The 26,446-nt window shown below is 38.2% G+C and carries 21 protein-coding genes; 11 read left to right on the top strand and 10 right to left on the bottom strand.

The window, feature by feature from the left end; translation table 11 throughout:
* Window positions 1-21: 21 nt before the first annotated feature.
* Entirely contained in the window at window positions 22-2,052 is a 2,031-nt protein-coding gene (locus tag MKY45_RS02285) for an oxidoreductase (protein WP_289584690.1), read from the bottom strand.
* Window positions 2,053-2,268: 216 nt separating this feature from the next.
* Between MKY45_RS02285 and MKY45_RS02280 the strand changes: the two genes are divergently transcribed.
* Entirely contained in the window at window positions 2,269-3,183 is a 915-nt protein-coding gene (locus MKY45_RS02280) for a LysR family transcriptional regulator (RefSeq protein ID WP_341172428.1), read from the top strand.
* Window positions 3,184-3,255: 72 nt separating this feature from the next.
* Here MKY45_RS02280 and MKY45_RS02275 read toward each other — a convergent pair whose 3' ends face one another.
* The 6 genes from MKY45_RS02275 to MKY45_RS02250 form a co-directional block, all read right to left on the bottom strand.
* Window positions 3,256-3,792: a CueP family metal-binding protein gene (locus tag MKY45_RS02275; protein ID WP_042531297.1), complete on the bottom strand. Its 537-nt coding sequence runs from the start codon at window positions 3,790-3,792 to the stop codon at window positions 3,256-3,258.
* 403 nt (window positions 3,793-4,195) lie between these two features.
* A complete protein-coding gene (locus tag MKY45_RS02270; RefSeq protein ID WP_289584687.1) occupies window positions 4,196-4,690 on the bottom strand; it encodes a phosphoribosylanthranilate isomerase in 495 nt (164 codons plus the stop codon).
* 30 nt (window positions 4,691-4,720) lie between these two features.
* Window positions 4,721-5,473, bottom strand: coding sequence for an HAD family hydrolase (locus MKY45_RS02265; RefSeq protein WP_341172427.1), 753 nt, complete (start codon window positions 5,471-5,473; stop codon window positions 4,721-4,723).
* Window positions 5,474-5,641: 168 nt separating this feature from the next.
* The gene (locus MKY45_RS02260) at window positions 5,642-6,931 is read right to left on the bottom strand and encodes a GntP family permease (RefSeq protein ID WP_332094562.1); all 1,290 of its coding nucleotides are present in this window, start codon (window positions 6,929-6,931) and stop codon (window positions 5,642-5,644) included.
* Between the two features lie 152 nt (window positions 6,932-7,083).
* Window positions 7,084-8,592: a CoA-acylating methylmalonate-semialdehyde dehydrogenase gene (locus tag MKY45_RS02255; RefSeq protein WP_256705576.1), complete on the bottom strand. Its 1,509-nt coding sequence runs from the start codon at window positions 8,590-8,592 to the stop codon at window positions 7,084-7,086.
* A 65-nt stretch (window positions 8,593-8,657) separates the two neighbouring features.
* Entirely contained in the window at window positions 8,658-9,554 is an 897-nt protein-coding gene (locus MKY45_RS02250; protein ID WP_256705575.1) for an NAD(P)-dependent oxidoreductase, read from the bottom strand.
* A 239-nt stretch (window positions 9,555-9,793) separates the two neighbouring features.
* Between MKY45_RS02250 and MKY45_RS02245 the strand changes: the two genes are divergently transcribed.
* Together MKY45_RS02245 and MKY45_RS02240 are read left to right on the top strand one after the other, a co-directional pair.
* Window positions 9,794-10,399 (top strand): TetR/AcrR family transcriptional regulator, encoded by a 606-nt coding sequence (locus tag MKY45_RS02245; protein WP_042531286.1) that lies wholly within the window; start codon window positions 9,794-9,796, stop codon window positions 10,397-10,399.
* A 525-nt stretch (window positions 10,400-10,924) separates the two neighbouring features.
* Window positions 10,925-11,725, top strand: coding sequence for a YwqG family protein (locus MKY45_RS02240; RefSeq protein ID WP_341172426.1), 801 nt, complete (start codon window positions 10,925-10,927; stop codon window positions 11,723-11,725).
* A 101-nt stretch (window positions 11,726-11,826) separates the two neighbouring features.
* On the opposite strand, the gene MKY45_RS02235 is transcribed toward MKY45_RS02240, so the two are convergent.
* Window positions 11,827-13,935 carry a Z1 domain-containing protein gene (locus tag MKY45_RS02235; protein ID WP_341172425.1) on the bottom strand — a complete coding sequence of 703 codons (2,109 nt, stop codon included), beginning with the start codon at window positions 13,933-13,935 and terminating at the stop codon, window positions 11,827-11,829.
* A 523-nt stretch (window positions 13,936-14,458) separates the two neighbouring features.
* Between MKY45_RS02235 and MKY45_RS02230 the strand changes: the two genes are divergently transcribed.
* The 5 genes from MKY45_RS02230 (at window position 14,459) to MKY45_RS02210 (ending at window position 20,667) form a co-directional block, all read left to right on the top strand.
* Entirely contained in the window at window positions 14,459-15,784 is a 1,326-nt protein-coding gene (locus tag MKY45_RS02230; protein ID WP_289584680.1) for a tetratricopeptide repeat protein, read from the top strand.
* Between the two features lie 281 nt (window positions 15,785-16,065).
* Window positions 16,066-16,755: a GntR family transcriptional regulator gene (locus MKY45_RS02225; protein ID WP_256705571.1), complete on the top strand. Its 690-nt coding sequence runs from the start codon at window positions 16,066-16,068 to the stop codon at window positions 16,753-16,755.
* A gap of 149 nt (window positions 16,756-16,904) precedes the next feature.
* The gene (locus MKY45_RS02220; RefSeq protein ID WP_193062588.1) at window positions 16,905-17,981 is read left to right on the top strand and encodes a tartrate dehydrogenase; all 1,077 of its coding nucleotides are present in this window, start codon (window positions 16,905-16,907) and stop codon (window positions 17,979-17,981) included.
* A gap of 229 nt (window positions 17,982-18,210) precedes the next feature.
* Window positions 18,211-19,338 (top strand): glycerate kinase, encoded by a 1,128-nt coding sequence (locus MKY45_RS02215; RefSeq protein ID WP_193062587.1) that lies wholly within the window; start codon window positions 18,211-18,213, stop codon window positions 19,336-19,338.
* A gap of 54 nt (window positions 19,339-19,392) precedes the next feature.
* Complete coding sequence (locus MKY45_RS02210) at window positions 19,393-20,667, top strand: SLC13 family permease (RefSeq protein WP_193062585.1); 1,275 nt, start codon at window positions 19,393-19,395, stop codon at window positions 20,665-20,667.
* A 213-nt stretch (window positions 20,668-20,880) separates the two neighbouring features.
* On the opposite strand, the gene MKY45_RS02205 is transcribed toward MKY45_RS02210, so the two are convergent.
* Window positions 20,881-22,263: a sodium/glutamate symporter gene (locus tag MKY45_RS02205; protein ID WP_042531272.1), complete on the bottom strand. Its 1,383-nt coding sequence runs from the start codon at window positions 22,261-22,263 to the stop codon at window positions 20,881-20,883.
* A gap of 25 nt (window positions 22,264-22,288) precedes the next feature.
* Window positions 22,289-23,455, bottom strand: a complete 1,167-nt coding sequence (locus MKY45_RS02200) for an alanine dehydrogenase (RefSeq protein ID WP_341172424.1) — start codon at window positions 23,453-23,455, stop codon at window positions 22,289-22,291.
* Window positions 23,456-23,667: 212 nt separating this feature from the next.
* On the opposite strand from MKY45_RS02200, the gene MKY45_RS02195 reads away from it, so the two are divergent.
* From MKY45_RS02195 to MKY45_RS02185, 3 genes are all read left to right on the top strand, one after another.
* Window positions 23,668-24,099 carry a MarR family winged helix-turn-helix transcriptional regulator gene (locus MKY45_RS02195; protein WP_341172423.1) on the top strand — a complete coding sequence of 144 codons (432 nt, stop codon included), beginning with the start codon at window positions 23,668-23,670 and terminating at the stop codon, window positions 24,097-24,099.
* A gap of 3 nt (window positions 24,100-24,102) precedes the next feature.
* A complete protein-coding gene (locus MKY45_RS02190) occupies window positions 24,103-25,125 on the top strand; it encodes a hypothetical protein (protein WP_042531268.1) in 1,023 nt (340 codons plus the stop codon).
* Between the two features lie 249 nt (window positions 25,126-25,374).
* A complete protein-coding gene (locus tag MKY45_RS02185; RefSeq protein WP_042531266.1) occupies window positions 25,375-26,229 on the top strand; it encodes an aldo/keto reductase in 855 nt (284 codons plus the stop codon).
* Window positions 26,230-26,446 lie beyond the last annotated feature (217 nt).

The following is a 26,446-nucleotide window of genomic DNA, read 5'->3' as shown; positions in this document are numbered from 1 at the left end:
GGATGAATAATTAGGAATCCTTTAAAAAGGAATCGCTTCTTTCTTCTCTGGTTCTTCAAAGGCACCTATTTTCTCTAATGTTGTAAGAATATTTCTTCCTTCACGTGTGCCGTCCATAATTTTTCTGGCGCCCCAGCTGTCTCCGATATTTACGACTTCCACATGGTTTGCCTGGAAATATTGCTGTAATTCTGGAACTTCTTTATTTTCAGGACGCATTCCCAGACAGATAAATCCATAATCAAATGCCATTTGTTCTTCTTCGTCTTGATGTTTGATTTGGAAAGAATTGTCTTCTACTTTCGTCAATGCTGTTTCGGTTCGAACATCGACCTCATAATCCTTCAGCATGGTCATCATTGAAATTTTTGTAATATGGTCTAAGCCTGCGCCAACTGCCGGCATCATTTCTATCATGCTGACATCGCTGCCACGTTTGCTGAAGAATTCTACCACATCCAGACCGACAGCACCGCCGCCTACTACAGCGATTTTCTTTCCTTCTAAATACTGCGCTTCAAATTCATCAATCTGCTGAAGCAGTTTAGCAATAGAATAAATACTGCTGTTTTCCTTATCAATACGATCATGGAGACCTTCAATCGGCGGCAACAACGGCTTAGACCCTGTAGCATTAACAATAATATCGGGGTTTAGGCTTTCCACTAACGCAATGGTTGCTCTTGAATTTGTTAAAATTGTCAAATTATCTAATTGCTCTGCTCTTTTTTCCAGATATACAGGAAAATCTAAAATCCGCTTCTTATCAGGAAGCTTCGAAATCTCTCTGGCTAAACCGCCTAGTTCTGCTTTTTCTTCGATAAGAAATGTCTTACATCCCACTTCCGCTGCTGTACATGCTGCTTCCAGCCCCGTTGTTCCGCCGCCAATCACAACAACCGTTACGTCCTTCTTCACTTTTCTATCCTTATACGCATCGCCGCCAAATAAATCCGAGTTCACCGTACATCTTATTGGACGGTTCAGAGCGATACGATGACCGGCACAGCCGATATTACATGAAATACATTTTCGAAGCATATCTTCCTGGCTATCTCTTACTTTATTGACCCAGTTCGGATCTGCAATCAAGCCGCGTCCCATTCCAATTAAATCTGCATCGCCTTCTGCCAGAATTTTTTCTGCTGTCAGCGGCTGACGGACATTTCCTGTTGTAATCGTCGTTTTATGGAATTTTTCCCGCACTGCTTTTGCCATATAAGAACGCCAGCCATCCGCTAAATTCATTTCGTCGATTTGATATTGGATGGTATCATTTACTGCAGCTGATACGTTAAAGATATCTACTTCATCATCTAAATATTCCAGGATATGCAGGATATCTTCTAATGTATTGCCGCCCTCTACAAATTCATCGGCACTTACCCGGAGACTGATTGGAAAATGCGGACCGACCTCCTGACGAATACGGTCGATGACCATCCGCGGGAATCGTGCTCTATTTTCATAGCTTCCTCCAAATTCATCGGTCCGTTTATTATAGATTGGTGATAAGAATTGATTCAGAAGATAGGAATGTCCGGCATGGATTTCAATTGCATCAAATCCGGCAGCAACCACACGTTTAGCTGATTTACCATAGTCTTCAACAATTTCAAGGATTTCTTCTTTTTCCAACGGTCTTGGAACAGCCCCTCCCGCTTTCGAAGGAACATTGGAAGCAGATACCGGCTGATGTCCAATTCTTTCCGGCACAGCAGATGCTCCTGCATGATTGATTTGAATAGCTGCTTGTGTCCCGTGTTTATGCAGCTTTTCTGTTAATTTATATAACCTGGGAATAAATTGGTCATGGTCAATACGAAGCTGTGTTGTTCCGTTCGATCCCATTGGAAAAGATACACAAGCATTTTCGACTATAATTAATCCAGTCCCTCCCTTTGCTCTCTGCTCGTAATACATTATATGCTCATCATTCATCGATCCGTCTACTTCGGCGAAATTTGTTCCCATAGGCGGCATAATGATTCGGTTGGGTATCGTCATCCTTCTGACAGTTAACGGTTGGAAAATATGTTCATATACACTCATTATAATACCTCCACTTTATTATTTCGTGAAATATTTCACAATTAGTTTTAAAAAAATTTGAAGCTGCTTTTTATTCCTTAATTTCCTTTACACCTTTATTATATTTGATACTGATTCATAAATCTAATAGGTTTTTTCAACAAATCAATAGATTTTATCTATGAATCATAGCATAATAAATATACAGGACGCTCCGAAGCGAATGGAGGTATAAAAATGAATTTAAAACATCTTCAATATTTCAGAGAACTGGCGCACAGTGAACACCTTACCAACACAGCGAATAAACTTTCCATTTCTCAGCCGACATTAAGTTACGCCATTACTGAGCTGGAAAAGCATCTTGGAGTCTATCTATTTGAAAAGCAGGGCAGAAATATTAGATTAACAAAATATGGACACTTTTTTCTTGAGTATGCAGAAAGGTCACTGGCTGAACTGGAAAGAGGAGAAAAAAAACTGCGTGAACTGACCAGTCCGTCACACGGAGTCATTGATCTGGCGTTTATTTATACGCTTGGACCTTATTTCATTCCAGAAATAATTAAGAACTTTTCTGAACAAGGCGCCTATAAAAATATCTCTTTTTCTTTTTATCACGGAACCACCAAAAATATAATTCAAAATCTAAAAGAAAATATGTACGATATTGCCTTCTGTTCGATGAAATATAATGAACCTGACATTGAATTTACACCCGTTGCAGAGCAGGAGCTTGTATTAATTGTTTCGGAAAATCACCCTTTAGCAGACAGAGAAAGCATTGACTTAGAGGAGACAGCCAGCTACCCCTATGTTTATTTCAACCAAAACAGCGGGCTGCGTCCCATCGTTGATGAATTATTTCATAAAGTAAATTTAACTCCTGAAATTATTTGTGAAGTGGAAGAAGATAATGCCATGGCCGGGCTGGTCGCAGCCAATTATGGAATTGCCGTGATTCCGAATATTGGGGCGCTTTCTCATTTTCCGGTTAAAGTCATTAACATAAAAAAACCTGTTTATCACCGGTTTATCTATATGGCTGCCAGAAAAAACGATTATCTATCCCCGGCAACCAGCGCATTTCGCAGCTTTGTCATCAGCTATTGTCAAAAACATTATTTAAAAACAAAAAATAAAGTAGAATAACCTGCAAACTCATTTTGCCTTGGCATCAAAACAGGCTGCCTGGATACTCCAGACAGCCTTCATCTCAATAACTTATATTAATTGCATCGTTGTGATACAGGTGAAATCATCCTGAAATGTACTGATTTCTGATGTTACTTCTTTTCCATCCTGTTTGATTTCCACCGTATAGGTTTCATCTCGAGGAAGCCATAGATCAATAAAGCCATTTTCTTCTGTCTGCATGGGTTCATCTATAACCACATCGCCCGCTGCGTTTTCAATATAAACCTCGAATTCTTCCTGAACCATTTCTCCCTGACACCCTGTTAAACTATGAATTTCACAAGGATGCGTCTGCTGTTCAAAGGGAGCTATCGAAACAAAAAATTCATCCTCCGGCAAATCATATACTGCTTCCTCCTCTCCCTCATCATTTGTTACAATCAGCTGCTCGGAAGTAATCGATGCATTCTCGTCAACAATTTCTTCTGTACTATAATGATGGACTAATTCCTTGATATCCCCGGTTTCGTCCAGTGTATTTTCTTCGGGGTTATCCTCTTCTCCACTGCAGGCAGTTAATAAAACCAACAATCCAAACAAGACCAGGATTATTTTTTTCTTCATGAAATTCACGCTCCAAATAGGATTTCTTGTCTTGTATTATACGGGACGGCGATGCTTTTTCCTATATTCACATGATAACTGACACAATATAGTTAACTTTATAGGAAGAGGAAGGGCTATTATGAACAGAACGTTCATAAATGTATGTAAAAGTGTTTAAAGATACACATCTCCTAATCTTTCCATTTTTATATTTATAGCGTATTCTTAAAATATAAATGAATATACGTCCGGTGCTGGTACACCGAACGGTTTTTACAATAGACTACTTCATCATAATGAGTAGCGCTGAGTTATTGAATAATCCCTCAAACGCCCGCTAAAGCATGCGAGGGTTTATTTTTTGTGGCCCTAAAATATAGCTAGGGATAGAGCTATATTTTAATAGAAACAGCAATCCTCTTCAAATCAAGTCGCGCAGATAAGCGATTTTCTTTTTATCTTTCTGGTTATTTTTGTTCGCACGATAGCTGTCCTTAAAGGAAGCCTCATATACTTTCAAATATTGCTCAGATGTTAAAAGATAATACGTCGCATCTCCCTGCTGATGGAGTTCTAATTCCTCAAGCGATATCCCCGCAAAGTCCGGCAATGTGTCCATAATACCGAATCCGACAGCCAGCCCATCCTTTTCAAATTCATGCTCATGCAAATCAACAAAGCTGTATCCCAGAGATAGCATGGCCTTCATAATGTCGTCCCAATCATAGATAGCTTGTTCTGGCGGAATCTCCCATCCTCTTTTATCACCGGGAACATGTATATCCAGATCCTGTGTATCCCAGTTCTTCCCTGTAACTATTTCTAAACCTACAGACCCCATTAATAGAGGAGTAATTTCTTTCTGATTAAGCTGTTTTGCAATGGTTAAAAAAATAGAAAATTTTTCATTTTGCATTTAGACATCTCCCTTTGTTCAGAGACTTAGTTAAATATATACTCCTTGCATTTCTTGATTCCCATACATATGCAATGCTTTGGTTATCATTGCTGCTACCTTTTCCTTCTCTACCGATATAGATGCATATTGTTCTACTTCATGTTCACCAACACAGACACTGTACAAGGCATTTTCGAACAAGCATTGATCATTACTGTCATTTCCAAATGCAATAAACTCCTGAACATGCAAGCTATGTAATCCTCTTACTTTATTAATTCCAAGCGGGCTGATATCTATCGCATTTTCCCCTTTATAATAGGTTATATTTACAGGCAATTCGGCGAGCTCATCTATCACACGTTGCGGCGGCTGAAACAAAACCAGCTTGCACAGCTTAGGCAGACTTCTTAACTCTCTGTTCTGTGCGGAAGCCTGATTAATATTCTTATAAATAGGATGTGTCTTCTCTCCAGTAAACGCATAATCCCAGTCACTATCTGCTAAATAAGTTATTTGATGATCTTCTACCAGCATAATCAGTTTTGTAAGCAGGCTATCTTGAAAATGGATAACATCCATCTTCTTCCCGTTTGAAGTATATGCTCCATTCCCTCCAACCAGTTTTTCTTGCTGCAAAGATTTCGGCAAGACTGGCAATAAATCACGGATTGGTCTTGCCGACGCAAAAATCACTTGATGCCCTGCTGCCTTTATTTCTTCCAGCGCTTGTATAATGGAGGAATCAATTGTTTTCCCATCAAAGCAAATCGTTCCGTCTATATCAAAAACAAAATTCATGTGAATCACCTCTTTTTCAAGTATACTAATGATAATAAAATTAATCCTGCATTTTGAACAGTGGATAGGATAGGATAGTACATGGTTATCCACTGTTCAAAATGCAGGATTATAAATTCATCACTTAAAAATCTAGTAACGATCATCAGGCTTTGCTATCTATAAACCTTAGTAAATACCCACACTTGCTAGTAAAATAGCTGGTATAAGTGATAATATCGGGAAAACAATTGCTACTACTGCAATATCTTTGTATGACTCTTTATGTGTTAGTCCTGTTACAATCAATATTGTTATTACCGCTCCATTGTGTGGCAGCGCATCTAAACCGCCTGAAGCGATGGATGCGATACGATGAAATGCTTCTGGTGCAATACCAGATGTCGCAGCGATTTCATTATATTTCTGACCTAAAGCCTCCATCGTAATACCTAAGCCTCCTGAAGCTGAACCAGTCGCTCCAGACATCAAATTGGATGCAACAGCCATTGAAATAAGTGGATTTGCCTCAATCCCCAAGATATAATCACTTAATTTTTGGAATCCTGGCACCACTCCTACCACCGTTCCAAATCCAACCGCTGCTGAAGTATTAATCATCGCCATTACCGAATCCGTAGCTCCTTGATTTAATGAAGGAATCAGACCTTTAATTTGGTTTAATGAGAATAAAATAATTAATAAGATACCAACTAATAAACAAACAACAATATCCCAATTTAAAATATTAAGCGTAATGATTACTGACACTAGAGGCAGTAAAGACAAAAGAATGTGTGGCGGTTTATCAATTAACTTTCCTTTTGCTTCAGAATCTTTTTCTAATTCATGGAATCCGTAGCCAGCCTTTTTTAAATTCTTTTCTCTTTTCTTTAAATAGAAATAAGCGACTCCGCCCATAACTAATGAAGCAGCAAGCCCCATAACAGGTGCAGCTGCCGCTGTTGTATTAAAATAAGCAGTTGGAATCAAATTCTGAATTTGCGGCGTCCCGGGAAGTGCCGTCATAGCAAATGTCATCATCCCAGTTATAATTGTAGCTGGCATCAGCTTTCTAGGAATATCCGCTTGCCTAAACATACTTACCGCAAGTGGATAGACAGCAAACACAACAACGAACACACTAATACCACCATATGCCAAAACTGCTGAAGCCATAATTACACCAATAATTGCTTGCTTTTCACCAAAAACTTTAATTATACCTTCCGCCACCGACTGAGCCATGCCACTGAATTCCATTAACTTACCGAAGATTGCACCTAACATAAACACAGGAAACCAATTCTTCGTAAAGTCGACGAATCCTTGCATATATGTATTTGTATATGCATCAAGCAAGTCAAGCCCACCAAATACCGCCACAACTCCAGCACAAATCGGTGCGATCCAGATAATTGACCACCCGCGATAGGCTAGGACAATTAACAAGACTAAGCCTAATAATATTCCTACCATTTGATCCCCATCCTTTTTGTAAGGATTTACATTTTATTGCTCATATAAAATTGATGAAAGTACTAATCTATCTGTCAGGAAACTTATACAGATTAGAGACTCTGTGCTTTCTTGTTAAAAAGATCAGGGGCCAGTTTTAATGGCCCCTTCAATTAACTGCTAGGAAAATCAAAATTAGTTTCATCCGAGGCGGATTGGTCAAACCATCTTTCGGAGACCGTTTTAGTTTTAGTGAAGAATCGAGCAGTATCTGGGCCGAACATTTGCCCTTCCCCAAATCGTGAATCTTTCCACCCTCCAAAATTATGATAACCTACAGGAATTGGAATCGGTACATTTACGCCAACCATTCCCACTTCAATTTCTTGAGTAAATTCACGGGCATCACGGCCACTATTGGTGAATACGGTCACACCATTACCATATTGATGATTATTGATTAACTGTATGGCTTCATCAATTGAATCGACTGCAGTGATTGTACGCACCGGACCAAATACTTCTTCTTTGTATATATTCATATCAGAAGTAACATTATCTAATAACGTAGCATCGAGATAAAATCCTTCCTTGTTCTCCACATCAGGGTTCCTTCCATCTACAACAATATTAGCTCCTTCTTTTACTGCTTCATCAATAGCATTTAAAATGCTTTGTTTTGCTTCGGCGCTTATTACTGCACCAAAGTCAGCTGTCTCATCATCATAAGATCCAGCTTTCAGATTCTCCACTTTTTCTTTTAGCTTCCCTGTAAATACTTCTGCCGTCTTTCGCCCTACTGGCATCGCTACGGATATGGCCATACAGCGTTGCGATGCTGAACCGTAAGCGGCACCTAGAAAGGAATCGACTGCTTTATCAATATCGGCATCTGGCATAATAACCATATGGTTTTTCCCACCGCCAAAAGCATTGACACGTTTATGGTGCTTCGTACCTGTTTCATAAATAAATTCAGCTACTTTTGTAGACCCTACAAAGCTTATCGCCTGAATATCTTGATGTGTAATAATGGCATTGACCGTATTTTTATCCCCATTTACAACATTCCAAATACCAGCAGGTAAACCAGCCTTTTCCCATAGCTCCGAGAGTAATATAGCAGAGTATGGAACTTTTTCGGATGGTTTTAATATCATTGCATTTCCTACTGCTACCGCCATCACACTCATTGCAAGCGGTACCATAACTGGAAAATTAAAAGGAGAAATACATGTTACAACGCCAAGTGGTTGTTTCATGGAATAAGCATTTATTTCCCCGCCAACATTAACAGAATATTCCCCTTTAAGTATTTGCGGCGCTCCAATTGCCAGGTCAACTGACTCTATCCCCCTGCTTATCTCTCCTTTTGCATCAGAAATTGTTTTTCCGTTTTCTTTCCCTATTAACTGTGCTAATTCCTCTGTATTTTCAACTAATAATTGACGGAACTTAAAAAGAACTTCAACTCTTTTACCCACAGAAACTTTTGCCCATTTTGCCGCAGCCTTTTTGGCTAATTGTATCGTCTCATCTACTTCTTCATCGGAAGCATAAGGAACAGCAGCTATTTTCTGACCAGTTGACGGGGTGTATACATAACCAAACTTATCATTCTGTCCTTTCACTTTCTCTCCATTGATATAATGTGTTACTGTATCTAACGTTACCGTAGCCATATCATCAATTCCTCCCATTTAGTATTATTTCATAAAATCAATAGTATGTTATTAATTATTAAAAACTACTTAGCAGGTTCAACCTTTTGTTCTGTTAACATGAGATATGCTGTCGACATATCTTTATCTTCGTAACCTTTTATATTAGATTCAAAGTAGCCTACTAACGCTTCACCTAAAGGCAATTTTGTTTCAAATGAATTGGAAACATAATTTGCCAGTCTTAAATCTTTTAATAATAGTTCCGTAGTGAATGCTCCTTTATAATACTCATCTTTAGCTATAAAATTTTTATAGTTTCGTCTAAATACATCACTTTGTCCTGAGCTTACATTTACGATTTCATAAACGATATTATGATCTAACCCTGCTGCATCTGCGATAGATAGAGCTTCTGCAACAGCCTGTGTATGGATACCAGCCATTAAATTATTAATTAATTTAACAACAGTTCCCACTCCATGGTCTTCTCCTACATGAAAGATGTTTTTGCCGATTGCTTTTAGGTATGGTAATGCGAAATCATATGTTTCTTTGTTACCTCCAACCATCACACTTAAGCTGGCTGCTTCTGCGCCAGTTACACTTCCACTTACTGGTGCGCCTAAGTATTGAGTCCCGTTTTGTAAGGCAGCTTTTGCAATCGTTTTATTTAATTCTGGAGAAACTGTGCTTAAGTCAACCAATGTTAATGATGTTTTTCCATTCTCTACAAGACCCTCGTTACCTAAATAAACACTCTCTACAATGGGTGGCGTCGGCAAGCTAGTAAATATAAGATTTACTTCACTTGGCAGTGTGGCGGATGTGAATCCAATATTTCCACCAATTTCAGCGAACCTCTTTTCATTCATTTTGTTTACATCTACTCCATAAACGGTATAACCCGCTTTTAGTAAATTGCTTGCCATTGGAAAACCCATATTCCCTAACCCAATAAAACCAACTTTCTTTGTGTCCATCAAACCCCTCCTTCAAATAATTTTCACGAATGGAAACGCTCTCATTTTACTGTTTGATAATTGTTAAACCTCCATTCTTCTTCTATATTTATATTTCACATACTAAAGTCAAATACCGCGGTCACCGAAATGTATTAACAACATAATAAATGTAAAATTAAAAATAGTCAAGACTTTTCAAAAGATTGATTCTACATTTCAAAAATATTATGCTATTCTAAATGAAAGGGGGCTATATTATGACACATATAACAGCAAGAAAGCTAAAAGCCCTAGAGACCAAAAAAGCACTCTTGGAAACTGGGCTAGAACTTTTTGATAAAAAAGGGTTTGATAATGTAACGGTGGATGAAATTGTAAAAACCTGTAATGTATCTAAAGGGGCTTTTTATGTGCATTTCAATAGTAAATATGATATTTTCAATGAAAAATTTAAAGATATTGATAATTTCTATTCGGAATTTCAGAAAGGAATATCAAATGACATTAAAGCAAGTGAAAAAATTCTTATATTTTTTGAAGCCCAAATGATTTATTTACGTGACGAGTTAGGGAAAGATTTAATCAGAACTGTATACATGAATGCAATGTCGCTAACCATTAACAAAAATCATTATTTATCTGACCCAAACAGGAATCTTTATCAAGTAATTAACTCTTTTGTTCAGGAAGGAATTAAGAATAAAGAATTTAAGGAAGGATTAACGACGGAAGAAGTATCTGTATTAATTACGAGGTGTATGCGAGGCACCATCTATGATTGGATTATTTTCGGAGAACAATTTGATATCGTGGAGGAAATGAATAAATTCACCTCTACTGTTCTGGATGGGTTAAAAAGGTAGTAAGTATATCATTTTGGGCGAGGATTTCTTACATTAATAAATTAGGAATTACTTTCCCTGCTCTAATTTGTCTCTAAAATGAAGAACGATTTGGGAGAGATCCCGATAAAATTCACTATGCTATATATATCGGTAAATGCTTAACGATAATTTTGTGTATTACAAATAAAGTGACATACATACTGTTTATAATGTAGTAGACGGCTGATTAAAGAAAAAATATCTGATTTACGAAGTTAGCTTTCCTGATATTCGGAAGATACAGGACGGTTAACTTCTTTTTGGATATGCATGATAATTGCAGTTACCTTTTAAAATGATCTATAATCTCTCTAAAAATATGTCAATATATTCTACTCTAATCACTGAAATCCCCAGTAATATATTTCGCTCATCAACAAGTTTCTCTACTACAACCCTGAGTACCTTCAATATATGAATTATTTGCTCTCATATTTTCTTTGATTATCCTGATTTGCTATAGTAACTACTATACAGAATAAACTGAATTTCAGGAGGTTTATTATGCCAGACAAAACATCATTACAATTACCTGAAGCATTCGAGCAATACCGCTCTCTCATTCAAGACACACTGATACCAATTGTAAAGGTTTCTACTACAGAGCGTAAAACTTCATTATTCGAAAGCAAATTTGCAGGTGACCCTTACTTCCCTGCTTCTATGGAATACCCTAAAAATGAAGAGGGAATTCCTCTAAAACTATTGGCGCAAATTAATTTTGAAAACGTTCCTGTTCATTTACCGCATTTTCCCCATAAAGGGATTTTGCAATTTTATATTGATGGCAATGATGATTTGCTGGGAGTAGATTTTGATGATGGACAAAATCAATCTGGGTTTCGAGTAATCTATCATGAAAAAGTAATTCAGGATGAATCCCAATTAATCCAAGACTTTTCTTTTGTAAAAATGCCAGATGATGAGCTGTTTTTCCCTGTCGAGCAGGAAATGGGATTAACTTTTGAGACAGACTTGGAAGCTCTCACAGGAGGCGATTATCGCAGTGATGAAATGTATGCAGCTATATTCGATGAAATAAACCATGATGAAAAGCTAGAGGAAGAATTCTTCCAGCTATTTAACGGGACAGGCCATAAGCTTGGCGGCTATCCCTTCTTTACGCAGGAAGACCCGCGCGCCTATGGAGATTATCAAGATGCAGATATATTGCTGCTGCAAATAGACAGTGCCGACGAAAAGATTGTATGGGGGGATTCCGGTGTCGGGAATTTCTTTATCTCTGAAGAGGATTTGAAAAACAAAGATTTTAGTAAAGTACTTTTTAATTGGGATTGTTATTAAAATATTGCCTGTGCTGTTTTATATTTTGAACAGCACAGGATATTTTATACCCAATCTACTAAACATAAAATATACTCACCTTGCTATTTTTTCCCTTCTTTTTACCTCTCCTTAACCCCTCTCCCGGCAAACACCGTTGTTTTCGTCTCCTCCGGTGTAACCAGCACAGGCCAATAAAAAGCTCCACCGCGCCACCCCTGCTCCTCTGCACCATTTTGTCTTATCAAGATCAGTGATGGAATAATTCGCGCTAAGTTTCGTGCTATTTTCAGTTCATCCTGTTTGGTATCCGGTGCATCTTCAAACCTGCCAGTGCTTTTTCGAATACGCGCCATATTACGGTTCTGACGCAAAACGACCCAGACATGCCCTTTTCGATTCGTGTCCGTGTCCTCGGATAAATAATTCATCACAGCACCATACGTTTCTAAATCCCACTCATAGCCCTCTTTGAATACGTAGGTTTGATAAATCATTTCTAATAGCTCTTGGACTTTTTCCTTTTCAACCAAAAAGCAGCGGTCATCTTTGGGATGTATTGCTTTTGCTGTCTGCTTCATTGTCGCCACATGCTTATCTATCTTTTTCATTTCCCTCTCCAGGTAGCTTTTCGCAATCGTTTGAAAACCAGATGGCAGCATCCGTTTTCCCGGCTTTAACATCTGTACGCTTGATAATAGAATTTTATTTGGATTGCATGGCAATATCGTATTATCGCTATCCTTTTGAATAAAAGTAACTTCCCCGCTGTTTGCTCCAGATTCAAAAGCCCGGCGCAGCTCTGTATCAAATTCATGCATCTGCTCCATAACATCATAAATTCGTCTGGTCGTATAAAAGCGGGTAACTGCCATGTCAGCAAGCGGACGTGCTCCATACATTCGCGAATGCTGTAAGACCGTGTCCTGCTGGAATTTCTGCGGATTTCTTCCATAGTAGAAGCCAATTAAATTTTTTATTGTAATCCCCCGGTCAAGGATTTGCCCGCCGATAAAGAAGTTAAGCGGCGTCCGTAATTTTAGCTCTCCTGATTTATCTAATAAATGATCGACATCCTGCTCTGAGTTTACAATTTCAATTAACAGCTCTTCCTCTATCAAAGCATCACGCACATCGGAAAGCACTTCATCAAAAGCAGGAAAATACATATCCTTCCTTTGTGAGCGCGCAAAATCCTGATAAGCTGTACGAATTAACTGATCAAAGATAGGGTCTTCTTTCTCCATTGCATCGCGAAGCTGTTCTTCCATATGAAGCATGACTTCTTCCTGCCACTGATGCGCTGCTTTTGTCGTGATCGTGTGCATGATAAAAGCATACTTTTCAAGGCGCTCTCCTTCTTTTTGCTGTTGTATATTGCGGATTTTACTGCCGACAATAAAATGAATCAGCGCGCTGCGAATCCCTTCATACCGTTCGCCATGAAGCAGATGGTTCACCTTTACCTTCCGCTTATCACTTTTCCTTAAGATTTCAAGCTCTTCCTCTTGAATTTCATGGTAGAGGTAACTCGCCATGTGCGCCTCTTCCTTAGATTTTTCAAAGTACATTTCCCCGCCGACATATTTATCATGCACCGGCACTAATTCGGTAAAAGCCGGCCGCTTCGGCTGAAAGGTTTTATGCTCATGAATATTCATATCATCAGGCTGAAGATATAAGGAATATGGAGTCGCCGTTACCTGCAGATAAGCAGCATTCTCTAATCGAGCGCGAATCTGATCAATTTGTCCGGCAATCACTTTGAGATCAATTATATTTTTATCTTTGACATTGTCATACGCGACAGAAGCAAAATCTGCTTCATCATCAATAAATAACATTTTCCTAGCAGTCAAAACCGGGTACATGTCAAATAGCAGTCTTTCTAAACGCTGCATATTTTTCTTTTCTTTTTTCAGAACAATCACAAGCTTTTTCTTCAATTCAAATTTACGCAGCTTTACGGGTATTTTCATAATATCGTAAATAGCTAATTCATCTTCTTCAATACACCCCGTAAATTCACTCTCCACCCTTTCAAAGGTTTGTTTGACAAGGGCATTCGAATTTTTGGTCAGAATAATCACCACTTCAAAGCCATTATCAAAGCCTAGCCCCATCGATCCGAGAAAGGAGCGTGTTTTCCCTGATTGGATATGTCCTAAAAGCATGCCCGGCTTTTTTGATGTGGTAGAAGTGTCCAATAGCTTTGAAACAGTGTTCTGCATCACCTGTATTTCTTCGGTTTTATAATTATTTTTCTGAATTAATGGGGGGGAAGAATGTCCCGTTTGTTTTTAACGATGTTACACCAGCTGTGTGCATATGTACTTCCTTACTTTCTTTAACTATTAAAAAGTGACTTGTTCAGCCACTTTCCGCTTTTTGTTTTATTTAAATGCTTACTTAAATATACCATTTTTAAATAAGGTACTCAAACCTTGCAGAAACCCGGCATCCTGCAGTCAAGGGCATCTTCATGAGATTAAAGAAACTTTCCAGCTTTTGTATTTCTATTTATTCCTGCCTCTTAATTTCGCCCTTTCCTTGCGAGATTCGAAAAGAAAAGCTACAATAAAAAACGGAATATAACAAGATTCAGGCTGGCATTATTATTATGTTCCGCCTATTTAAATAAAACAACAAGCTCCTTCTATCATGAATAGAAGGATTTTATTAGTCTATATAACGACAAGGATAGAGCCAGAAACTTTATCCTTTTTCGACCGTAAATAATGAGGAGTTATCACTATGAGTAAAATAAAGAATGAAAGCTATTATAAGATTCTTGGCACCACTGCTAATATTGGTCAAGCAAGAATCGAAGAAAAATATCTGCAGGCTTTGGAAAAACATCCGCAGGAAACAGACCCAGAAGGCTATGCCAAAGTACAGGAAGCTTTTGAGGTTTTAAGAGATCCTGAGAAAAGAGCAGCTTACGATAATAATCGTAAACACGGCAAGAAAAAAACAGACGCTGCTTCAACCGGGAAGGCTGACCAACAGCATACACCCGAAGAAAATACAAAAGCAGGAGAAGTCAGACCGCTTGATGAAGCAGAACAATTAATTGCTGATGCAAAAAAAGCCATGGACAGTGGAGATAACCAAAAAGCCTTTAAAATCTATAAAAAATTAAATCAGCTCGTACCAGATAGCGGCGAAATTAAATTTAAGCTATTAAAACTAGCTAGTTTTAATGACGATGTTGATGAGATGGAAAAGATATTTTCAGAAATCATCCCGCTGACGACAAGCAACGAAGAGTTGCAGGTCATCTATACGTTAAAGGCTGATATCTACCAAGATAATGGCTATCCTGACAAGGCTATCGAAACCTACGAGGATTTATTGGAGAGGTTCCCAGAGCAAACATCCATGTTTGCCCCAGCGCTTGCACATCTTCACACTCAGATAAATCAGTATGATAAATCCATGCAAGTCATGGAACAATCTCAACCAGCAGAAGATGAGGATACCAAAACAACTACCGCATTCTATCTATCCTGGATTAATATTATCATTACGACAGAAAATTGGTCTATGCTATCTAAAATCATCTCCAAATTTAAAAAGCATCTAAAGCATGTTTCGGAAACGGATGATGTAAAAGAGCTGCAGGATGAACTGATGGAGCAATATATGTATTTTCATAAAGCAGCACTATTTCAAGAGGCTGAGATTTACATCGGTTTAGCAGATGCTATTACCCGGAATAATAGTGACATAAAAAAAGCACATAATGAAACCAAAAAGCAGGCACGTTTGCAAAAAGAAATCAGCAGATTGTCTCGTGATATGCATGCTCATGCGCTGCTTTACTACAAAGCATATGAATGGTTCTACACCGGCAAAGTATCTGCTGCAAAAATGATTGCGGTAATGAATGAATTACCTGTCTACCAGAAACAGCAACTGGAAAATGACAACCAAAGCTATGCGGCAGGAATTCTGCAGTTGAAGAAAAAATATCCGCTTATTTATAAATCATTTCAGAATCAATGGGATACTTTATTTGAACAGTTAACTGTCGGACTTAGCCGGGAAGAGAAAAGGAATTTGCGAAAGAAGAAATAATTTATTTAAAAAAGAAATAGCTGACACTTTCACATTTTATTTGGCGAAGGTGCCAGTTTTCTTTTTAATATGAGCACCAGACTTAATCTGTTAGTTATTTCTCCACATAATTAAGCTTATGAGAAATCAATAAAACATTAAAGGAAATTCCGAGAATATACTCTTACTTCTGTTTATTTCAACATCTTTAGTATAATATGAATAGATCACGAAAAACATCTATGCTTCACAAATGCAACTGCCATTTATTTTATCAGATATTTAAGAAGGAGCGGTTTTTTATGGATTTTCCATTACATAAAATAAAAGAAAACATTGATCACATTGAAGATTATAAGTTACCTCAACAAGCTTATTTGATACTTAAATCTGCCGTTCGCGAACTAATTTTATCGCCAGGAAGTATGTTTTTAGAACGTGAAATAACAGCATTTCTAGAAATGAGCAGAACACCCGTAAGAGAAGCATTTGTACGCCTGGAAACGGAAGGTTTAATTCGTTTAGTTCCTCGTAAAGGGTTTGTTGTAGAACCGATACGTCCAGAAGATTTAAAAGAAATTTATAGTGTTATCGTGGCACTTGATGGAATTGCCGCAGAAGCAGCTACTCAGAACGCCTCAGATAAAGATATTCAACAACTGCAAAACATGATTGATGAACAACTAGAGGCATTAGGAAATGAAGATTTAGAACGATGGTCCAAGCTGGATGATTTATTCCACCGCCAAATTTTAGATTTAGCTGATAATCATCGTTTATCAAATACTTATGAAACATTTGATGATCAGTGTCATCGAGCAAGACTCTTTACGATTCACGAAAGGCCCTTACCAAAACAATCCATTCAAGAACACAAAGCTATCATCGCCTGTATGATTGCTAAAAATGAGCAAGCTGCAAAGTATGTTATGCAAGAGCATCGAAACAGATCTCATACCGAAATTTTAAATGTTCTACGCAAGGAAAACTAGCAGACAAGATCTTAAAATCTTATCTGCTAGTTTTTTAATGAATACATTAAAAGGGTTTAATGAACAAAAAATAAATAAATAAAATAAATATTGACTTTAACGTATACGTTGTTTAAGATATAAATAACTTAATAAAGGGAGGAAGCGTTATGACAAAAGCGTTTAAACTTGCAGTAATTCCAGGAGACGGTATCGGAAAAGAAGTAATTGCAGCCGGTATGAAAGTATTAACTTACTTGGAGGAACAATCAGACGGTAAATTTAAATTTGAAAGCGATTACTTCAATTGGGGAAGTGATTATTACTTAGAGCACGGAAGTATGATTCCAAAAAATGGTGTAGAAACTTTGAAAGATTATGATGCCATTTATTTCGGAGCTGTGGGTGATCCTCGCGTACCCGACCATGTCAGCTTATGGGGACTTCGTATAGCAATTTGCCAAGGGCTAGATCAGTGGGCAAATATCAGACCTGTGGAGTTTCTTCCTGGTATCAATCATCGTATCGCTCATCCAGATCCAGAAAGCTTAAATTGGATATTGGTACGTGAAAATTCAGAAGGAGAATACTCTGGAATTGGCGGAAGAAACTTTAGCGCTCGTCCAGATGAAAGAGAAGTAGCCATTCAATCTTCTATTTTTACAGAACATGGCTGTGAACGTATTATCCGTTTTGCGTTTGACCTTGCACGTACTCGAAAAAGAAAGAAGGTAACTAGTGTTACAAAAAGTAATGCACAACAATACGGAATGGTTTTATGGGATGAAGTATTTGAACGTGTCAGCAAAGAATATCCAGACGTAGAAACAGACCAATGGTTAGTAGATGCTATGGCTGCCCAATTTGTACTTAATCCAGATGATTTAGAGGTAGTGGTTGCATCTAACTTATTTGCTGATATTTTATCTGATTTAGGAAGCGCCCTTGCTGGCAGCCTTGGTATTGCTTCTAGCGCTAATTTACAAATCGACAAGCGGTTTCCTAGTATGTTCGAATCTGTCCATGGATCTGCTCCAGACATTGCTGGTAAAGGAGTCGCAAATCCAATTGGCACGATTGCCAGTGCTGCATTAATGCTAGAAGACCTCGGACTGCAGGAAGAAGCCAATAAAGTACATGAGGCTATCCGCCGAACAACTGCACAAGGTATTATCACTCGTGATATTGGGGGAACTAGTAATACAGAAGAAATTACAAATGCAATTATCAAAAATCTAACACTTTAACGCACCCTTTATTTTCACATTTTTCTAATATTTAAAGAAAACTTGGCAAGGCAAACCTGAAAGGCGCGGATTTCCTTAGTTGGGACTGGTACCGCGATTACCAGCCCTACCAAAACCGCGCGCTTATACTTTATTCCTGAAAGTTCTTTATGCTCTTTTAAAGTGCAATGATAAAAGGTACTGAGATAGGCTTATCTGAGTACCTTACTTTTTCATAAGGAGGAGACAAATGAAGATATTAGCTGCTGTAGACTCATTTAAAGGAAGTATCAGTTCTTCAGAAATTAATGGCATTATAGCTAAAGAATTAGAGATTAAAAATTTAGAAGTTATTCAAAAACCTTTAGCTGATGGTGGTGAAGGAACAATTGATGCATTGATTGATTCGGGTGTTGCGAAAAAAATAGATTGTATGGTTATTGGCAGTCTGGGAGAAAAAATACAAAGCTATTATGCTCTGATGAATAATGGCACGGCGGTAATTGAAATTGCTCAAATTTGTGGCTTGCCAATGATTCCTGAAAATAAAAGGAATCCGTTGCATACGACTACATATGGTGTAGGCGAAGCGATTATGCATGCAATAAACCATGGGGCAGATAATGTGGTCATTACGCTTGGCGGAAGTGCTACAAATGATTTGGGAATAGGGATGCTTCAAGCCCTTGGCGTAACAATTACAGACGAATCTGATCAACCTGTTCCTTTGGGAGCTGCTGCTTTAAAAGACATTACACATATAGATTTTTCAACATGCTTTACAGCGATTAAAAATATTACATTATCTGTTATAACAGATGTGCAAAATCCGCTTTTTGGTCAGAATGGCGCTACATTTATTTTCGGCTCGCAAAAAGGAATCACACCAGAAGACGCTGTTGAAATCGAGGAACAAATACAGCGCTTATGTACCATTACCCCTATTTTAGAAAAGTATCAAGATACTCCAGGGGCAGGTGCAGCAGGTGGTTTAGGTGCTGCATGCTTAGCACTTGATGCTCAAATATTTGATGGTGCTGACTGGTTTATGGAAACGCTTCAAGTAAAAGAAGTCATTCATCAAGTGGATGTTGTTATTACAGGGGAAGGAAAATTAGATTCTCAAACATTGTCAGGTAAAGCTCCTATTAGTATTGCAAATTACGCACGCAGCTTAAATAAACCCGTAATTGCTATCGCCGGCAGTATCGACAGTTCTTTATTAACACGTTTTTACGAAAGCGGTATCAACGTTTGCTTATCCGTTATTCCCGGCGTTCAAACACTAGAACAAGCAATGGAGAGGTCACAAGTTCAGAATAATATAAGCTATATATCACAGCAAATAGCCACTTTTCTATCATGGCCAAAAAAGTAGTTTAGCAGTCTTTGTGTTTTAGCTTTTAAACGTTATAACTTTAGGGGGAATAAAATGAGTCCTGAAATAATTACGTTACTATTTTTAATATTTGCTATCATAATGTTCGCTTGGGAAAAAATCCCTTTATCTATTACAGCAATGATAGTTGCTGTGGGATTAATTTTAACAGGAGTATTAGAACCCGGCGAAGCTTTCGATGGGTTCGTCAATACGAATGTCTTATTATTTATCGCCATGTTTATTGTTGGTGGAGCATTTTTTGAGACAGGTATGGCACAAAACTTTGGGAGTATCATAACCAAATTTGCAAAAACGGAGCGGATGTTAATTGCCGTTATCATGGTAATTACTGGCCTTATGTCAGGTCTATTATCAAACACAGGCACAGCAGCTGTATTCATACCTGTTATCATTGGCATAGCAGCTAAATCCGGGTTTTCCAGATCCAGATTACTTCTCCCTCTAATTTTCGCAGCGGCGATGGGAGGAAATTTGAGTCTGATTGGCGCCCCAGGGAATATGATTGCCCAATCAGCTTTACAAGATATAGGTTTATCTTTTGGTTTTTTTGAGTATGCAAAAGTTGGATTACCTATATTAATTATTGGTATCTTATATTTTTGTTTTTTCGGATACCGATTTTTACCAAATAATAAAGAACAAGCATTGAATGAAGACTCCATTTTCAATCAACAAATAGATTATTCAAATGTTCCCAAATGGAAACAATATTTATCTCTTATTGTTCTAATATTAACTGTAGCGGCGATGATTCTCGAAGATGTCATAGGTGTACCGCTGCATGTTTCCGCTTGGACTGGGGCATTAATTTTAGTAGCAACAAGAGTTATCTCAGAAAAAGACGCAATGAAATCGATTGATATGAATACCATCCTTTTATTTGTCGGTTCTTTAGCAATGGCAAAAGCTATTGATGTTACCGGAGCGGGAGCATTAATTGCACATTCTATTGTAGACTTTTTGGGAGATACACCATCACCTTATTTATTATTATTTGTGATTTTAGCACTCTCTGCTGTGATGACAAATTTCATGTCCAACACAGCAACCACTGCTCTATTAGTACCGATAAGTTTATCCATTGCAACTTCTATTGGAGCAGATCCAAGAGCTGTACTGATGGCAACAGTAATCGGAGGCTCTTTAGCATTTGCTACGCCAATTGGCATGCCTGCAAATACAATGGTTTACAGTGTAGGCGGCTATAAATTCATGGATTACGTTAAGGCTGGCTCTCCAATGATTTTAGTCGGCATCATTGTTTCCATGTTATTGCTCCCTATTTTCTTCCCATTTTATCCCTAGGAAACTAGGTTAGAAATTACATTATTTCAATTAGCAGCGTGCTGTCTCATAAGAAAAGTTGAGAGCACCATTATGATAAATGTTTATTTAGCAGAATTGCTTTTAAATTTTATTTTTTAACACGAAATAAAATAGGTATAAGCAATTAAAGAAGAAGACCGGAATCTTTCACGAAGCCAGTCTTCTTCTCTTATTACTCTATTTCAGAACACATCATTCCTCCCTATCCAAAGGAACAGCCGGCCTTTCTCCCAACGGAATCTTCCAATACCACCATTTAAATATCCTCGCAATAACAAAACATGCTATCGAAATAGCTACATAAATACCAACAAACGTCCAATGCTGTCCGGTCATCAGCATAATCGGACCCGCCGACCAGGCAAATAGCTCCAACGGCGTATTTAACGGTCCAACGATCGCAGTATCAGTTAATGTTTTTGACTTATTGTTTGGATCAATAACTCGTAGCAGTGTTAGCCCAATAGCAAAAACACCGGTGGAATAGCCATATACAAAGATAGATCGTTCAAACCAGCTTTCGTAGTTCATACCAGGCCCGATTACGACGAGGGTCAATACAACGACAACCAGTCCTGAAAGCATTAGTAACGTCAACGGCAGCCAGTACTCTCTCACAACCGGAAGCTGAATCGATGCCACGCCAAAAAATACAAGATAATCTGTTGCAGAGCTTCCGATTCTATCTACTATTTTACTGTCTACATATTTATAAATCCCTTTTTTACCTCTTCCCAAAACAAGATACATCAATAACGCAATAATAAATGCAATCGTAAATGTCGGAAATTCTAAATTCCAGGTCTCTGCAATATAGTTATTTAATAAATATCCTAATCCGGCAGGAACCACCAATAACGCGACATGAAAAGCCAATGGGTCAAGTGCGATAGGCGATACGGTATCCTTCCCCATCGAGGTGCGGTTTTCAGGCTTTACTAATCCTGTTTTTAAATCCTCCGAAATTTCAGAGAAATCCTTTACATATTGCGTATAGCCTTTTCGTGTTGCCCATTTGATAAAAATGAGCCCGCCCAAAATACCAATAAGCATCCCGCCGGTGGCCGCTGTCATACCTAAATCCGTTGCATTTTCCCAGCCTAGGTTCTCAAAGGTTGTTCCGATTGCTGCAGCTGTTCCATGACCTCCATAGAACCCGGCTGCTAATAGTAATCCAAACCCGTAATTGATCTCTGGAATAAATTTTGAAATAACGATAATGGCAAAAACAATTGGGATAACGATTTGCAGAGCAATCCCCAAAATCTTATAAATCGCATAGGCGCCCATCCGGTTAAGATCCTTTTTCATATTGCCCGGTGAAAAGGAAAAACCATTAATCCCTACTGCCGCAAATACTAATATCGTAATAACGCCCGCATAAGAACCAATATGTTCGGAAAGCGGCAAAATATTTAAAAAACTGGGTCCCAATGCCAGACCCAGAAATCCCGCCAGCAAACTTGCAGGAATAAAACTTCGTTGAATAAATTTCAATTTTGCGCGCAGAAACATTCCTAATAAAATAAGAATACTTGCACACGCAAAATCTACTAATAATGTGTTTATCGTCATCTAGTCTCCCCTTTTCTTGGTTGTATTAAATCTTTAAAAAGTTAGTTGATCTTGTCCGCGTTGCCGGCGGCGCAAAGTCTATTTCTTCCTCCTGCAGCTGGAGTACATCTTCCGGACGTGCCCATGGCCGATTTTGAATAGCACTTGTTTCTTCATGTGTTAAGTAGCCTTTATAGGCTGTTAAGCTTCTTCTCAAAAAGCCGTCACGAATGCAGGCCTCCTTCACGCCATGGTTTAAAATAGAACGAATATGCGGAAGCACGGAAGCTGCATAAGCTACTGAGGTAGAATTCGCAATCGCTCCCGGAATATTACTTACACAATAATGCACCACACCATTTTCAACATACATCGGATCTTCATGTGTTGTTTCGCGGAAGGATTCAATGGCACCATCTTCATCATTACTAATATCTACAATAACAGAACCCTTTTCCATTAAGTGAAGCATCTCCCGGTCAATTAAATAATCTTTATTTTCTTTCGGCCACTTCACACAGTTAATCACCATATCAATTTCTGGGAGCAGTTTTTTAATATTCTGCTTTGTGGATAGCTGCGTATTTACCTTTTCGTTATATGTCCTGCCGATATCTCTAAGTACCCCGTAATTTACATCCATCACTGTACACCAGGCGCCTAAAGATTGCAGAACCTGCAGGGAAGACCTTCCAACTAGTCCGCCTCCCAGGATAAGTACCTTCATGCCGGGAGCGCCAGCTAGACCGCTGACAAATTTTCCTTTTCCGCCATTGATTGTCAGCATCGCATTTAACCCCATCAACGCACCCTGCTTTCCAGCTGCTTCACAATTGACGGAGCCAAAACGATGGGAATCCTCTGCAGTAAACGCAACACTCTTGCTGTCGAGAATAGCCTGTACTTGCTCCGGATGCGCCGCCGGATGAATACATGTATAAACAATCTGGTTTTCTCTTAATAATCCATACTCACTTTCTTCTATTTCTTTTACTTTGGCAAGAAAATCACAGCGCTTGTACATTTCTCCTATTGTATCTACCATCTCCGCACCTTCTTGCTCATACTGTTCATTCGTAAAGCCGGCTGACAAACCAGCATCCTTTTGAACTAAAACGGTATGTCCATCTTCTTTAATGGCAGCCGCCTCAACAGGAGTTAACACCACACGGTATTCTCCTATTTTATTATCCTTTAACACACCAAAAATCATTTCTATTCCTCCAATATCTTTGTGAAGCATTTCTAACATATATATTAATCTAATTAGTATTCTACACATTTAGTCACTTAACAAAGTATAGAATATATTACATGAAATTTCAAAATTATTTTCATTACACATGAGCCCTTAAATTAAAAATACTTTTTATTTAAATTGCTTTATAGTTAAGATAACTTAATTATAAAGCGAGGTGTTTTATAGTGGACTCAAAAATAAAGCTTATTCAAAAAATCAATGCTTCACAAAATCAGCTGAATGTCCAACTCGCCAGCAGATATGAGCATGAACTCGATAACCAGCTTACCGCAAAACAAGTGTTACTATTAGAATTGATTCAAAACGGAATTGCTTCCACCAAAGATTTATCCCAGCATTTAAACACTTCTATGAGCGCCGTTAGCCAACTGCTGAATAAATTGGAAGCGAAGGAATATATCACGCGTCATATTAATAAAGAGAACCGTCGTGAAATCATTTTAAATTTGGCACCGAAGGCAGAATTGTATTTTGATAAACTGCAAGAGCTTAACGATGACATCAATTATCATGTTTATGGGCAGCTTCCTTTAGAGGATTTGCAACATTTAGATCGAATACTTAGCCATTTAAATACCATTGTAGAAGAGGTGTAGTTGATGAATGTGATTCAAAAAGGTAAGTATCTGTGGCTGCTGATACTCAGTCTCATTTTGGTCAGTAATTATATGCTGTATCAAACAGCGGTCGGAGCTGAGGTTTTACCGCCGGAGACTAATCCGGTTGTTTTAGGCTCGTTAATTGATTTAGTTATTATCGGGCCACTATTTTTCATGCTGTATAGAAAGAAATTCTCTATCAAGACAGCTGTTTTATTCGCAGCAGCAGGCTGTATAATAGCAAGACTTCTTATTCCCTCTCACTTGTTAGGCCCTTATGCAACAATTACTTGGGTCGGGATAGGTGCAGAAGCAGCATTGGTGCTTTTTGAGCTTTTATTTGTTATCGCTTTTTTCCGATACCTTCCTAACATCATACAAAAAGTGAAAACAAGCGCATTGCCAGTTATTTTTTCATTCCCAAAAGCAGTGGACCATTATGTAAAGAATAACCCGATTATCCATGTGATTTGCTCGGAGTTTTTGGTTTTTTACTATGCGCTTTTCACTTGGAAAAAGACACCGCCAAACGGGATAACACTCCATAAAAAATCAAACTTTATCGCCTTTCAGATTATGATGATTCATGCAATTATTGTGGAAACGCTCGCTATTCATTGGTGGCTTCACGAAAAGTCTATTGTTATTTCTATAATTTTATTGATTCTTAATATCTATTCGGTGATTTTTTTGATAGCGAGTATTCAATCCATCCGCCTGAATCCAATATATACAGATGAAAAGGCTCTCTATGTATCATTCGGAATATTAAAACGGGTCAAAATTAATTTTCAGGATATTGAGAGCATAGTAGAGGATCCTGTTGTTTTGAAAAGTAAATTAGAAAAGGATACCATTGATTTTATCGCAAAGGATTTTGAGCAGGTTTATCCAGATATGATTTTAAAAATGAAAAATCCAGTTAAAGCAACTTTATTTATGGGGATTCAAAAGGAATATTCCAAGATCGCCATTAAGTCAGATGATCCGGAAAAACTGAAGGCTGTTATTTTTGCTAAGTGACAATAATGATTGATTACGAAGATCTCCTCATTCCAACAATCTGTACCGAATTAGTGTAGGATTTTTTTAAATTGGGTATAGTAATTATGGACATCCTAGCAAGAGATGTAAACATGAAATACGGGTAATGTGACCTGAGTTTGATGATTGACCGGAAGCTCTGTTGCTGAAGGCAGCTTGTTGTTTTCATAATGGCAGACATCTATCATTCTCAGCTTACATTACAAAGTTTGTAAAGGAGATGAGATTGTGACTGTTAGTCATAACGGTTTTATTCTAAATGATGGTTCCGTACTTCCCTTCGTAGGACTAGGCACGATTGGTATTGACGGGGATCAGGGTACATTTGAAATTTTAAACGCCTTGAACCTGGGATACCGTTTAATCGATACTTCTACAAACTATAACAATGAAGGTATTGTCGGGGAAGCCGTGCGTCGATCTGCACTCCCAAGAGAAGAAATTTTAATCAGTGCGAAATTGCCCGGCTCGCACCATGAATACGATAAGGCATTTATCTTTATTCAGGAATCTCTGCGCCGCATGGGTCTAGAATATTTTGACAAGTATTTAATTCATTGGCCGAACCCTAAAGACGGCAAATATGTAGACGCTTGGAAGGCTTTAGTCGATGCTCAGAAACAAGGATTAATCAGAACCATCGGTGTTTCTAACTTTGAACCCGAACATTTAGATAACATTATCGAAGAAACAGGTGTGACGCCTGCTACAAATCAGGTAGAACGTCATCCGTATTTTCATAATAACCGCATGGTTGAAGAAAATGAAAAACGGGGCATTCTTACGGAAGCCTGGAGTCCTTTTGGCCGGGGTTATCTGAATGACGTGCTGGAAAATGCCACAATAAAAGAAATTGCGGATAGATACGATAAAACTCCGGCACAAATTATTGTGAATTGGAACTATCAGGCTGGCGTATTTACTATTCCAAAATCAAGCAATCCAATGCATCAAAAAGATAATATCAATAGCACCAACTTTGAATTATCTCCTGAGGATATGAAAACAATTGATTCGTTGGATAAAGGGGAAGACGGCCGTGTAGAAGGACAGGATCCCAACGAATATCACGAATATGTATAGACCGGCCATTTTTTGGCATTACAGCCTTTTAAATGAAGGGAAATTTCCTTTAGCGGGCATTTTTTGACGCATAAACATTTTCGATGGAGCGAGGAATCGTCCTTTCGAAAAACGTTGTCTCAGACGTCTTGAGGACCTGTGTTCTGCAGGGGCAATCCAAACAGAGCCCATTACTGCGATAAACTCAGTGAAAAATTTTTTAAAAACGGCCGTGCTT

This window comes from Oceanobacillus sp. FSL K6-0251, assembly GCF_038004725.1.
Lineage (GTDB): Bacteria > Bacillota > Bacilli > Bacillales > Amphibacillaceae > Oceanobacillus > Oceanobacillus oncorhynchi.
This window is presented reverse-complemented; position numbering and strand designations above follow the sequence as displayed.